This is a genomic window from Flavobacterium sp., assembly GCF_040402955.1.
In the GTDB taxonomy this organism is placed as follows: Bacteria; Bacteroidota; Bacteroidia; order Flavobacteriales; family Flavobacteriaceae; genus Flavobacterium.
Genome location: NZ_JBBALQ010000005.1, coordinates 64466 through 77215, shown reverse-complemented (window position 1 = coordinate 77215; position 12750 = coordinate 64466). Strand labels below are relative to the sequence as shown.

12 protein-coding genes are annotated in these 12750 nt (G+C 31.5%); 4 read left to right on the top strand and 8 right to left on the bottom strand.

Going from position 1 to position 12750, the window contains the following annotated elements:
• Positions 1–75 precede the first annotated feature (75 nt).
• The gene (gene rpmA, locus ABWP78_RS04225) at positions 76–336 is read right to left on the bottom strand and encodes a 50S ribosomal protein L27 (protein ID WP_291242975.1); all 261 of its coding nucleotides are present in this window, start codon (positions 334–336) and stop codon (positions 76–78) included.
• A gap of 18 nt (positions 337–354) precedes the next feature.
• Positions 355–789, bottom strand: coding sequence for a 50S ribosomal protein L21 (gene rplU, locus ABWP78_RS04220; RefSeq protein ID WP_353169436.1), 435 nt, complete (start codon positions 787–789; stop codon positions 355–357).
• A 179-nt stretch (positions 790–968) separates the two neighbouring features.
• On the opposite strand from rplU, the gene ABWP78_RS04215 reads away from it, so the two are divergent.
• On the top strand, positions 969–2294 hold the full coding sequence (locus ABWP78_RS04215) for a M16 family metallopeptidase (RefSeq protein ID WP_353169433.1): 1326 nt from the start codon (positions 969–971) through the stop codon (positions 2292–2294).
• A 7-nt stretch (positions 2295–2301) separates the two neighbouring features.
• The gene (locus tag ABWP78_RS04210) at positions 2302–4362 is read left to right on the top strand and encodes a M16 family metallopeptidase (RefSeq protein WP_353169430.1); all 2061 of its coding nucleotides are present in this window, start codon (positions 2302–2304) and stop codon (positions 4360–4362) included.
• A 60-nt stretch (positions 4363–4422) separates the two neighbouring features.
• On the opposite strand, the gene ABWP78_RS04205 is transcribed toward ABWP78_RS04210, so the two are convergent.
• The 5 genes from ABWP78_RS04205 to rplM all read right to left on the bottom strand — a co-directional run bounded on the left by ABWP78_RS04205 (position 4423) and on the right by rplM (position 8306).
• Complete coding sequence (locus ABWP78_RS04205) at positions 4423–5316, bottom strand: DMT family transporter (RefSeq protein WP_353169428.1); 894 nt, start codon at positions 5314–5316, stop codon at positions 4423–4425.
• A gap of 152 nt (positions 5317–5468) precedes the next feature.
• A complete protein-coding gene (gene tsf, locus ABWP78_RS04200) occupies positions 5469–6293 on the bottom strand; it encodes a translation elongation factor Ts (RefSeq protein ID WP_353169425.1) in 825 nt (274 codons plus the stop codon).
• Between the two features lie 138 nt (positions 6294–6431).
• Positions 6432–7259 carry a 30S ribosomal protein S2 gene (gene rpsB, locus ABWP78_RS04195; protein WP_353169423.1) on the bottom strand — a complete coding sequence of 276 codons (828 nt, stop codon included), beginning with the start codon at positions 7257–7259 and terminating at the stop codon, positions 6432–6434.
• A gap of 205 nt (positions 7260–7464) precedes the next feature.
• The gene (gene rpsI, locus ABWP78_RS04190; protein ID WP_091310242.1) at positions 7465–7851 is read right to left on the bottom strand and encodes a 30S ribosomal protein S9; all 387 of its coding nucleotides are present in this window, start codon (positions 7849–7851) and stop codon (positions 7465–7467) included.
• Complete coding sequence (rplM, locus tag ABWP78_RS04185) at positions 7851–8306, bottom strand: 50S ribosomal protein L13 (RefSeq protein WP_353169420.1); 456 nt, start codon at positions 8304–8306, stop codon at positions 7851–7853. Before rplM ends, rpsI begins: the two co-directional genes overlap by 1 nt.
• A gap of 211 nt (positions 8307–8517) precedes the next feature.
• Here rplM and ABWP78_RS04180 point away from each other — a divergent pair, with 211 nt between their 5' ends.
• Positions 8518–9552 carry a LacI family DNA-binding transcriptional regulator gene (locus ABWP78_RS04180; protein WP_353169417.1) on the top strand — a complete coding sequence of 345 codons (1035 nt, stop codon included), beginning with the start codon at positions 8518–8520 and terminating at the stop codon, positions 9550–9552.
• A gap of 43 nt (positions 9553–9595) precedes the next feature.
• Here the strand turns inward: ABWP78_RS04180 and surE are convergent, their stop codons facing one another.
• On the bottom strand, positions 9596–10351 hold the full coding sequence (gene surE / locus ABWP78_RS04175) for a 5'/3'-nucleotidase SurE (RefSeq protein ID WP_353169416.1): 756 nt from the start codon (positions 10349–10351) through the stop codon (positions 9596–9598).
• A 133-nt stretch (positions 10352–10484) separates the two neighbouring features.
• Between surE and ABWP78_RS04170 the strand changes: the two genes are divergently transcribed.
• Positions 10485–12701: a carboxy terminal-processing peptidase gene (locus ABWP78_RS04170; protein WP_353169414.1), complete on the top strand. Its 2217-nt coding sequence runs from the start codon at positions 10485–10487 to the stop codon at positions 12699–12701.
• Positions 12702–12750: the final 49 nt, after the last annotated feature.

Here is a 12750-nt window from a genome sequence, read left to right as displayed (position 1 = left end):
TATAGATATTACATTTCACAAAAAAATCCCAAAAACCATATTGGAATTTGGGATTTTATATTTGTGTTTGGTTTATTATGCTTCGAATGGAAGTATAGAAACCCAAGATTTGTTCTCACCTTTTTTCTGGAATTTTACAACTCCATCTACTTTAGCATGTAAAGTATGGTCTTTCCCCATGTAAACATTTTCACCTGGGTTGTGTTTTGAACCTCTTTGTCTAACAATGATATTTCCTGCAATAGCAGCTTGACCACCATAAATCTTAACGCCTAAACGTTTTGATTCTGATTCTCTACCATTCTTCGAACTACCGACACCTTTTTTATGAGCCATGACGTTATATTTTAAATGTTATTCTTCAGTTTTTGGTTTTTTTGCTCTTGTAGCTTTTGGCTTTACTTCTTCAGTAGCCGTTTCTACTTCAACATCAGCTTTCTTTGTTGCTTTAGGAGCTGCTTCTTTTTTACTAGTTCCAGATGCAACTATGTTCTCAATTATAATTTGAGTAAATGATTGTCTGTGACCGTTTTTCTTTTTGTAACCTTTTCTTCTTTTCTTTTTGAAGACAATTACTTTATCACCTTTAAGGTGTTTTAATACTTTGGCTTCAACAGAAGCTCCTTCTATAGCTGGGGCGCCTAATGTTAATGCTCCGCCGTTGTCAATTAATAAGACTTTGTCAAAAGAAACTTTTGCGTCTACATCATTTGCTAAACGGTGAACAAATAACCTTTGGTCTTTGCTTACTTTAAATTGTTGCCCTGCTATCTCTACGATTGCGTACATAACAATGTGTTTAAATTATTATTTTTTCAGTTTGCAAATATATAACTATTTATTAAACCTGCAACATTACTTTTTCTTTTTTATTCGAAAAAATAAAATTTGTAATATTTTTTATTTTCTGTGTAACAATTCATATCTTTCGCCTACCAATACTTATCATTTATTATTAAAGATTAATTATGAAAAAAACATTAATGGCTTTAGGAACAATAGCAATGTTAGGAAGCACAGCAAATGCTCAGAAGGTAGCATTTGAAGAATTTGATTTAGATAACGGTTTGCACGTGGTTCTTCATCAAGATAATTCGGCACCAGTTATTATTACATCGGTAATGTATCATGTAGGTGCAAAAGATGAACAACCTAATCGTACTGGCTTTGCTCACTTTTTTGAACATTTGTTGTTTGAAGGTACTAAAAACATCGAAAGAGGGGAATGGTTTAAAATTGTTACCGCTAATGGTGGACAAAATAATGCCAATACATCGGACGATAGAACGTATTATTATGAAGTGTTTCCGTCTAATAATTTAGAGTTAGCCATTTGGATGGAATCGGAAAGATTGATGCATCCTGTAATTAATCAAATTGGTGTGGATACCCAAAATGAAGTAGTTAAAGAAGAAAAACGTTTACGAATTGACAACCAACCTTACGGAAATATTTTTAAAGCGATTAAACAAAATCTATTTAAAAACCACCCTTACAGATGGACTACAATTGGTGAAATGGAACATTTGGATTCGGCTACTTTAGAAGAATTTCAAGCGTTTAACAAAAAGTTTTATGTGCCAAATAACGCCGTTTTAGTTGTTGCAGGTCAGTTTGATGCTACACAAGCGAAAGAATGGATTAAAAAATATTTCGGAGCTATTCCAAAAGGTGCACCTGTTGCAAGACAAAAATTTGAAGAAACTCCAATTACTACAACTATTAACGCTACTTGGGAAGATCCAAATGTTCAATTACCAATGACTTTAGCAGCGTATAGAACACCTTCAATGAAAACGAAAGATGCGCGTGTTTTAGATATGATTTCTACTTATTTATCGGATGGTAAAAGTTCTAAATTATACAAAAAAATGGTAGATGAGAAGAAAGTCGCACTTCAAGTTGGAGCGTTTAGTAATTCGCAAGAAGATTACGGACAATACATTATTTACAGTTTACCGTTAGGTGATGTTTCTTCAGAAAGTTTATTAAAAGAAATTGATGAAGAAATTGTAAACATGCAAACTAATTTAATTTCTGAAAACGATTTTCAAAAGCTTCAAAATAAATTTGAAAACAATTATGTAAGTTCAAATGCAACTGTAGAAGGTATTGCAGAAAATTTAGCTTCATACTATTTATTATATGGTGATATTAATTTGGTAAACACTGAAATTGAAATTTACCGTTCTATCACAAGAGAAGATATTAAAGAAGTTGCAAAAAAATATTTAAATCCAAACCAACGTTTGGTTTTAAACTATGGTCCTGCAAAAGAAAAAACAGCTAAATAATTTTACCATGAAAAAGTATTTATACATCGCAGCCAGTTTATTAGGAACAATAACTATGCAAGCACAAGACAGACCAATGCCTAAGCAAGGGCCAGCACCGTCAATTAATATTAAAAAACCAGTAACATTTGTGTTAGAAAATGGTTTGAAAGTATTAGTTGTTGAAAATAATAAATTACCAAGAGTTTCTTATAATTTAACTTTAGACAATACTCCTTTTGCGGAAGGAAGCAAAAAAGGAGTTACAGATTTAGTAAGTTCGATGATTGGAAATGCTACAGAATCTATTTCTAAAGACAAATTTAATGAAGAAATTGACTTCTTAGGGGCTAGTATTAATTTTTACGAATCAGGTGCATCTGCTAATGGTTTGTCAAGATATTCGGCTAGAATTTTAGAATTATTAGCAGATGGTGCTTTAAATCCGTTATTTACTCAAGAAGATTTTGATGCCGAAAGAGCTAAATTAATTGAAGGTTTAAAAGCAGATGAAAAAAGCGCTTCTGCAATTGCAGGTCGTGTTCAAAATGTTTTAACGTACGGAAAAGAACATTATAATGGTGAATTTACTTCGGAAGAAACATTAAAAAATGTAACGTTACAAGATGTAATCAATCATTATAACACGTATTTCGTTCCAGCAAATGCGTATTTAGTAGTAATTGGTGACGTAAAAACTAAAGACGTTAAGAAAAAAGTACAACAATTATTTGGAGCAGATGTTTGGAAAACAGCTTCAGCACCAAATTTAACGTACAACGACCCAACGGATTTACAATATTCTCAAATTAATTTTGTAGATGTGCCAAATGCAGTTCAATCTGAAATTGCAATGATCAACTTATCAAAATTAAAAATGACAGATAAAGATTATTTCGCTGCTATTTTAGCCAACCAAATTCTTGGTGGTGGTGGAGAAGGTCGTTTGTTCTTAAACTTAAGAGAAAAACACGGTTGGACGTATGGTTCGTATTCTAATTTAGGAGCGAGTAAATATATTTCTAAATTTTCTTCTACTGCTTCAGTTAGAAATGCTGTAACAGATAGTGCAGTTGTAGAAATTTTTAATGAATTGAGAAAAATTAGAACCGACTTAGTATCTGAAGAAGATTTGAAAAATGCTAAAGCAAAATACATTGGAAACTTTGTAATGCAAATTGAAAAACCAGCTACAATCGCTCGTTATGCTTTAAACATTAGAACATTAGGTTTACCAGAAGATTTTTACGAAAATTATGTAAAAAATATCAATGCTGTAACTCCAGTAGATGTTAGAAACGCAGCTAAAAAATATTTCTTAGAAGATAACACAAGAGTAGTAATTGTAGGAAAAGCGGCAGATGTATTACCAGGTTTAGACGCTATGAGTGCCAAAGAAAAAATGCCAATTTTCTATTTTGATAAATACGGAAGTAAAGTAGACAAACCAGTGGTGAAGAAAGATATTCCTGCGGGCGTTACGGCTCAATCAGTTGTTAAAAACTATATTGATGCTGTTGGTGGTGAAAAAGCTTTAAAAGCTGTTAAAACGATTTTAGTTACATCTAAAGGAACCATTCAAGGACAATCTTTAGATATGGTTTCCAAAATCTCTAACAAAGGAATGTTAACTTCTAATATTACCATGGGTGGAATGTCTATGATGAAACAAGTTATTGGAGACAAATCAGGATATCAAACTGTACAAGGTCAGAAAAAAGCTATTGAAGGTGAAGAATTAGTAAAAGAGAAAAAAGACGCGGTTCCTTTTGTGGAATTAAGCTTTTTATCAGATAAAACAATTGTTTTAAGCGGAATAGAATCTCTTAATGGTCAAGATGCTTATGCGGTTCAAGTGGGTACAGCCAAATATTTTTACGATGTAAAAACAGGATTAAGAGTAGCTTCTGAAAACGAAACCGGTGAAGGTGCTCAAAAACGTAAGACAATGACTTATTATGCTGATTATGTTGAGGTTAAAGGAGTGAAATTCCCATACAAAACTACTATGGACGTTGGAATCCCTTTAGAATTCATTACACAAGATGTAAAAATTAATGAAGGTGTTACAGATAAAGATTTCGAATAAATTTTTATTTTGAAAATGAAAAAGGATTGCGAAAGCAATCCTTTTTTTATGCGTTAAATTTTATTTTCTATTCGTTATATAAACCCCAAATAAAATAATAATAGTCCCTAAAACTTGTAATAAAGTTACCCCTTCGTTAAAAATGATACTCCAAACAGTGGCTACAACAGGTATTAAATACGTTACATTAGAAGCAAAAATAGGTGACGCCATTTGTATAAGTTTGTAAAAATAAATATTTGCTAACCCAGTACCAATAATTCCTAAAATCGCTACATAAATTAAAGGATGAATAGTATCAGTCATACCAATACCTTCTGCGGTGTTTTGAATAGTATGAAAATCAGAACCCGTAAAAGATAAAATTAACAAAGCAGGAATAAGTAGAAAAGCAAAATTTCCAACAGTAATGCCAATTGGCGATACGTCAAATAAATATTTTTTCACCATATTAATGTTAGCAGCATAACACCAAGAAGCAATAATTACCAATAATGCAAACCAATAATTTTTTGAAGGATTTCCTGAAGCTCCTGCGTAAACTAATATCAAACAACCAATAATTCCTATAAGTAACCCGTAAATTTGTTTTCTTTTAAATGTGAGTCCGAAAAATACACTTCCAATAATTAATGTATTTAATGGTGTAAACGAGTTTAAAGTCGAACTAATAGAACTACTTATTTGCGTTTGTGCTAAGGAAAAAAGAAAAATAGGGAAGAAGTTGCCTAATAGTCCGGCTATAATAATGTACTTCATTTTCTTTTTTTCTATTTTAAATAGTTCTTTTCCTGCTATAATTAGTAAAAATACGGAAGTAAACAAAATTCGATACGCTCCTAATTGATACGGATTCATTCCGCCATCTAATCCTTTTTTCATTAGAATAAATGAACTTCCCCAAACTAATGCTAATAGTAAAAAAATAATCCATTTTGAATTTTTATTTTCCATAAATAGGTGTAAAAAAAATAAGGCTGCCAAATTTGACAGCCTTAAAGGTATGCGTTTTTTTATTATAAAGTCAATGATAATAATTTAATAAACAAACACTCAGTTTGTAAGTCTTTCATCTATTATCTATATTCTTTTGTCTTTTTTTAATATTATCCTAAAGCAGCTCTTTTGAAACCAGTTACTTTTAAATCTGCGTTTACAGATTTAATATAAGCAGCAACACTCATTGAACTATCTTTGATATAATCTTGATTTACTAAAGTATTATCTTTAAAGAAACGTCCTAATTTTCCTTTAGCGATGTTTTCAATCATTGCTTCTGGTTTACCTTCTTGACGTAACATATCTTTAGCAATTTCTATTTCTTTAGCAATTGTATCCGCATCAACACCTGCTTCGTCTAAAGCGATTGGTGCCATTGCAGCAGCTTGCATAGCAATGTTTCTTGCAGCTTCAGCACCACCATCAACATTTGCAGATAAAGCTACTAAAGTAGCAATTCCGTTTCCAGCGTGAATGTATGAATTGATAAATGCACCTTCTAATCTTTCGAAAGCACCAATTTCAATTTTTTCACCAATTACACCTGTTTGCTCAATTAATTTTTCAGCAACAGTAATTCCACCAAAATCAGAAGCTAAGAAAGCGTCTTTATCAGTAAAATTTAAAGCTAAGTTTGCAAAATCATTTGCTAATTTTACGAAACCTTCATTTTTTCCTACGAAGTCTGTTTCACAATTTAAAGAAATCACAACACCAGCAGTATTATCGCTATTTACAACAGCAATAACAGCACCTTCTGTAGATTCTCTATCCGAACGGTTTGCCGCAACTTTTTGACCTTTTTTTCTTAAAATTTCAATAGCTAATTCAAAATTACCTTCAGCTTCAACTAAAGCTTTTTTGCAATCCATCATACCAGCACCGGTTGTAGTTCTTAATTTGTTAACTTCAGCAGCAGTTATATTTGACATTTTATTTTATTTTAGATTAGTAATGTAAATGAAGAAATTCCAATTGTAAATTTCCAAATTCCAGGTTTATAAAATTTATAACAAATAGTTAATAAATTAATTTGGAATTTGGAATTTTACTTTCGGAATTTATATTTTTTATGCTTCAGTTGAAGTTTCTTCATCCTGAATTTCAGCTACTGTAGCTGTTTCAGTTGAAGTTTCTTCAGCTATAACTTCTTTAGCTTTAACTTCCTCAGTTGTAGTTTCTTCAGTTGAAGTTTCATCTTTGTCTGATTTTCTTTCAGATAAACCTTCTGTAATTGAAGCAGTTACTAAAGATAAAATTTTATCGATTGATTTAGAAGCGTCATCGTTAGCAGGAATAACATACTCAACCAAACGAGGGTCAGAGTTTGTATCAACCATTGCAAAAACTGGAATGTTTAACTTTTTTGCTTCTTTAACCGCGATATGTTCCGCTTTAATATCTACTACAAATAATGCAGCAGGAATTCTTGACATGTCAGCAATTGAACCTAAGTTCTTGTCTAATTTTGCTCTTAAACGATCTACTTGTAAACGCTCCTTTTTTGAAAGTGTCATGAAAGTACCATCTTTTTTCATTCTATCAATAGAAGCCATTTTTTTAATCGCTTTTCTGATAGTGATAAAGTTGGTTAACATTCCACCAGGCCATCTTTCAGTGATGTAAGGCATGTTACAAGCAGCTGCTTTTTCAGCAACAATATCTTTTGCTTGTTTTTTGGTAGCTACGAAAAGTATTTTTCTACCAGATGCTGCAATGCTTTTTAAAGCTTCATTAGCTTCTTCAATTTTTGCAGCAGTTTTATATAGGTTAATGATATGTATACCATTACGTTCCATATATATGTAAGGAGCCATGTTTGGATCCCATTTACGAGTCATGTGTCCGAAATGTACACCAGCCTCTAATAATTCTTTAACGTCAATTTTGTTTGCCATTTTGTAATAGTTTACGTTCCGTGTTCTAGCAATGTTCCGTTTTAATTTTAAGATTTAATCTTTCAATCTTTCAATTTTTTCTCGGCTTCATTTAGATGCTAAACTAATTTCTTTTTCAATAAAAAGAAATATCGACAACTTGATTTTTAATTTCTAATTTAATTGTAAAAAGGGTTCTGAAAATATATTCTGATAATACCGAATATTAACGTTTCGAGAATTGGAATCTCTTACGTGCTTTTTTCTGACCGAATTTTTTACGTTCTACCATTCTTGGATCTCTTGTTAGTAATCCTTCTGGTTTTAATACTAATCTGTTTTCAGCTTCTACTTCGCACATTGCTCTTGCAATTGCCATTCTTACAGCTTCCGCCTGACCAGTTGCTCCACCACCATATACATTAATTTTAACATCAAAATTATTTTCGTTGTTAGTTAATGTTAAGGCTTGTTTTACTTTGTACTGCAATGTAGCAGTTGGAAAGTATACAGCAAATTCTCTTTTGTTAACTGTAATGTTTCCAGTTCCTTCTGAAACATAAACACGTGCTACTGCACATTTTCTTCTTCCGATTTTGTGAATTACTCCCATTACTTAAGATCGTTTAGGTTAACAGCTTTAGGAGTTTGTGCAGCATGTATGTGTGCATCTCCTACGTTAACATTTAAATTACGGAATAATTGCGCTCCTAATTTGTTTTTAGGCAACATTCCTTTAACTGCTTTTTCTACTAATAATGCAGGATTTTTTTGTTGCATTACTTTTGCAGTTAGACTTCTTTGTCCTCCTGGATAACCTGTGTGACGGATGTACGTTTTTTCATCCAATTTGTTTCCAGTAAGATTGATTTTTTCTGCGTTAATAACAATTACGTTATCTCCACAGTCAACATGCGGCGTATAACTTGGCTTGTACTTACCTCTTAATAGCATAGCTACTTTAGAAGCAAAACGACCTAAGTTATGACCTTCAGCATCTACAACAACCCACTGCTTGTCTGCAGTAGCTTTGTTTGCCGAAATTGTCTTGTAGCTTAATGTGTTCACAATACTAATTTTTAATTAAACATTCCATTCCTATTCCCAAACTTAGGGATTAGGGGTGCAAAAGTACAATTATTTATTAAAATTACAAACTCTAAACTAAAATTCTTTTCTATTGATTTTGAACTCATTATTAGGGGTCATAAAATATATTCATTTTATAAGGTTCTTTTCGCTGATTTTTTATATTTTTGAATTTGAAATAGTATATAAAATGAAATCCAAAGCCACATTAAAAGAATTAGCTAAAGAATTAGGAGTTTCTACCTCCACAGTATCTAAGGCATTAAGTAACAGCCCAGAAATTAGTGAGCTAACTAAAATAAAAATTAAAGAATTTGCGCAGCTTAAAAATTATAAGCCAAATAGTATTGCTAAAAATCTGAAAAATCAGCGTTCTTATACTATAGGTGTAATTTTACCAAATATTTTAAATCCTTTTTTTGCAAAAGTATTTTCTGGAATTGAATTATATGCTAACGAAAAAGGATATAATTTAATAACTTGTACGTCCAATGAATCTATAGAAAAAGAGAAACAGATGTTAGAAATGTTGGATAATGGTGCCATTGACGGATTTATTTTAGCATTAGCAGAGGAAACACAAAAAGAAAATAACTTTACACATATATATAATGTATTGCGCGATGGAACTCCAATTGTTCTTTTTGATAGAATTGCTCCAGAACTAAAATGCGATAAAGTTATTGTTGATGATTTTGATTCAGCAGTAGATGCGACGCAATATTTAATTGATACCAATTGTAAAAAAATCGCACTATTTTCTTCAATTAATAATCTGAGTGTTGGTAAATTAAGAGAAATTGGATACAAAGAAGCGTTGAAAAATAATAACATTGCTTTTGATTCTTCTATTTCGTTGCTAATGGATGCCGATTTTGGATTTGATGAAAAAATGGGTCAACTTATTTTAGATAAAAAACCAGATGCGATTTTTGCAGTTGATGAATATGCTGCGGTTACTGCAATGAAATTTTGTTTAAAAAACAGATTTCACGTGCCAAATGATATATCAATTATTGGTTTTGCAGATGGTTTATGGTCAAGAAGAATGACGCCAAGCTTATCTACAGTTAGTCAACATGCGCCAGAAATTGGTCAAAAAACAGCTGAATTAATCATCAAACGAATTGAAGAAATTCAAGATTATGAATCTGAAAAAATATTCGAAACAGTTGTTATTAAAACAGAATTAAGAAAAAGAGATTCGGTTAGAAAAATTTCTTAATCCTATAGAATCGTAGAAATTTTTTAGTAAACTTGTTTAAAGACTATAAATTCCAACTATTTAATTGCTGCATCGCGTGATAAGCAGTCAAATCAAAATGAACGGGAACTATAGAAATATAATCATTAGCTAACGCCCATTCATCTGTATCTTCGCCGTTATCATGGTTGACAAATTTCCCAGTTAACCAATAATATTCTTTGCCCATTGGGTTGGTACGCTTGTCAAATTCTTCTTCCCAAGCCGCTTTCGCTTGACGACAAATTTTTATTCCTTTAATTTGGTCTGTTTTTGGAAAGTTTACATTTAAAACCACACCTTCAGGTAAGCCGTTTTCTAAAACTTCTAAAACTATTTTTTTAATGAATGGTTTGATGTATTCAAAATTCGCATCCCAACTGTAATCGCACAAAGAAAATCCGATAGACGGAATACCTTCAATACCTCCTTCTACCGCAGCACTCATCGTACCAGAATAAATTACATTTATAGAGGAATTAGACCCATGATTGACACCGGAAACGCATAAATCAGGTTTGCTTTTCATTACTTCGTGAACACCCATTTTCACACAATCTACGGGTGTTCCAGAACAACTATAAGCGTTATTTGTACCTAAAAAATTAGGAATATGTTTCAATTCTAAAGTGCTATTTATGGTAATGGCGTGACCCATGCCGCTTTGAGCGCTGTCTGGAGCAATAATGTAAATTTCACCTAATTCATGCATGACTTCTGTTAAAGATTTTATACCTGGAGCAGCAATTCCGTCGTCATTCGTAACTAGAATTTTTTTCATTTTACATTTGTGTTAAATTAATTGCTAATTTATTATATTTTATGATTTATTTGCGGATTAATATATTAAATTTGTTTTCTTGTTTTTTTACAAGCAATGCATAATCTATTTGGCACGATTTTAGAAGTTAAAAATGAAAAAAAGTATAGAATTTATGAATAGAAATTATAAGGTTTTATTGGTTGTAGGGATATTAGCTGCGGGATTATGGAGCTTTATTCCTTCAAAAAAACTAATTGGCGACGATAAAGATAAAATGTTAATTGAACTGTTATCTTTTGTTTTAGAAAAAGGCCATTTTTCTCCTATTGAAATAAATGATGAATTTTCTAAAAAAGCGTATGCTTCCTATATTGAATCACTAGATCCTACCAAACGATTTTTCATTCAATCGGATATTGCCGAATTTCAAAAATATGAATTGGCTATTGATGATATGATTCGTAGCAAAGATTTGACATTTTTTGATTTAACATATAAAAGATTAATGCTAAGAATGAAAGAATCGAAAGTAATTTACACTGACATTCTTTCAAAACCATTAGATTTAAATGATAATGAAACCATCAATGTAGATTATGAAAAACTACCGTATGCTGCAAGTATGATCGACTTAGATCAGCGCTGGAGAAAGCAATTAGAACTTGCCGTCTTAAGTGATATTACAGATAAAGAAGACATTCAAAATGCTATAAAATCTGGATTTTTAGACGAAACGAATGTTGCTAAAGAGGAAAAACCAGTAGAAAAAACTGAACCAAAATCTTTTGAAGAATTAGAACAAACAGCCAGAAAAACTACAGAAAGTAATTTAAATAATAATTTTAGTTTTATTGCAGAATTAACCCGTGAAGACTGGTTTACCGTTTACTTAAACGCAATTGTTACGCAATATGATCCACATACGTATTATTTTTCTCCTGAAGATAAAGAAAAATTTGATGTAAGTATGAGTGGAAAATTTGAAGGAATTGGCGCTCGTTTACAAAAGAAAAATGAAGGTATTGAAGTGTCAGAATTAATTAGTGGAGGACCAGCTTGGCGTGGTAAATTATTAGAACAAGGTGATGTCATTATTAAAGTGGCACAAGCTAATGAGCAACCAATTGATATTGCTGGAATGCGCTTAGATGATGTTATTAAAAAAATAAAAGGACCAAAAGGAACCTTGGTAAAATTAACTGTAAAAAAAGTAGATGGTTCTGTAAAAGTGATACCTATTGTAAGAGATGAAGTTGAAACTGAAGAAACGTTTGCTAAATCTACCGTGGTTGAAAAAGATGGGAAGTTATTTGGTGTAATTTATTTGCCAAAATTTTACCAATCTTTTGATAACAAATCTAACCGAGACGCCTTTAAAGATGTAGCTATTGAAGTCGAAAGATTAAAAGCTATGAATGTGGAAGGAATTGTAATGGATTTACGTGACAATGGAGGAGGTTCATTAGAAACTGTAGTGAAAATGACGGGTTTGTTTATTGATAAAGGTCCAGTAGTTCAAGTAAAACCAGCAGGAGGAAAAGCTCAAGTTTTAACAGATTCAGATCCTAAAGTACAATGGAATGGCCCATTAGTAGTTATGATTAATAATTATTCGGCATCGGCATCTGAGATTTTTGCGGCGGCTATTCAAGATTATAATAGAGGAATTATTATTGGAAGCAAACAATCCTACGGAAAAGGAACCGTTCAAAATCTTTTTGATTTAAATGAGTTTGTTCGCGGTAATGAATTTGGCGAATTTGGTGCATTAAAAACAACTACTCAGAAATTTTATAGGGTTAACGGTGGCTCAACTCAATTAGAAGGTGTAAAAAGCGATATTGTCATGCCAGATCGTTTTAGTTTCATGCAAACCGGTGAAAAAGATGAAAAAAGCGCTTTACCGTGGGACAAAATTGAAGCTGCAAACTACACGCCTTTACAAGTAAATTATGAAAAAGTAATAACTAATAGTAAAAAAAGAATTGCTACTAATGCTAACTTTAATTTAATTTCTGAAAACGCAAAATGGATCAATGATAGAAAAGAAGATAATACTATAAGTATAAATTATGCATCGTATAAAAAAGAAATTGCTGATATTGAATTGCAAACTAAAAAATTTAAAACCATTGAAAAATTTAAAAACAACCTAAATTTTACTTCTTTACCTTACGAATTAGATTTAATGGCAACTGACGAGTTACTAAAAGAAAAACGTGAAAGATGGCATGCGGAATTAGTTAAAGATGTTTATATGACAGAAACATTAAATGTATTAACTGATTTAACTTCCGATGATATAAAAGCAACTTTAGTTAAAACAAAAAAGACTAAGAAAGGTAAAGAAAAATTAGCTTCAAAATAAATTAAACGGAAATATTTAAAAAGCCATTCATTTGAATGGTTTTTTAATG

Coding starts and splice junctions, on each gene's coding strand:
- rpmA (WP_291242975.1), bottom strand. CDS start 336: ATGGCTCATAAAAAAGGTGTCGGTAGTTCGAAGAATGGTAGAGAATCA.
- rplU (WP_353169436.1), bottom strand. CDS start 789: ATGTACGCAATCGTAGAGATAGCAGGGCAACAATTTAAAGTAAGCAAA.
- ABWP78_RS04215 (WP_353169433.1), top strand. CDS start 969: ATGAAAAAAACATTAATGGCTTTAGGAACAATAGCAATGTTAGGAAGC.
- ABWP78_RS04210 (WP_353169430.1), top strand. CDS start 2,302: ATGAAAAAGTATTTATACATCGCAGCCAGTTTATTAGGAACAATAACT.
- ABWP78_RS04205 (WP_353169428.1), bottom strand. CDS start 5,316: ATGGAAAATAAAAATTCAAAATGGATTATTTTTTTACTATTAGCATTA.
- tsf (WP_353169425.1), bottom strand. CDS start 6,293: ATGTCAAATATAACTGCTGCTGAAGTTAACAAATTAAGAACTACAACC.
- rpsB (WP_353169423.1), bottom strand. CDS start 7,259: ATGGCAAACAAAATTGACGTTAAAGAATTATTAGAGGCTGGTGTACAT.
- rpsI (WP_091310242.1), bottom strand. CDS start 7,851: ATGGGAGTAATTCACAAAATCGGAAGAAGAAAATGTGCAGTAGCACGT.
- ABWP78_RS04180 (WP_353169417.1), top strand. CDS start 8,518: ATGAAATCCAAAGCCACATTAAAAGAATTAGCTAAAGAATTAGGAGTT.
- surE (WP_353169416.1), bottom strand. CDS start 10,351: ATGAAAAAAATTCTAGTTACGAATGACGACGGAATTGCTGCTCCAGGT.
- ABWP78_RS04170 (WP_353169414.1), top strand. CDS start 10,485: ATGAAAAAAAGTATAGAATTTATGAATAGAAATTATAAGGTTTTATTG.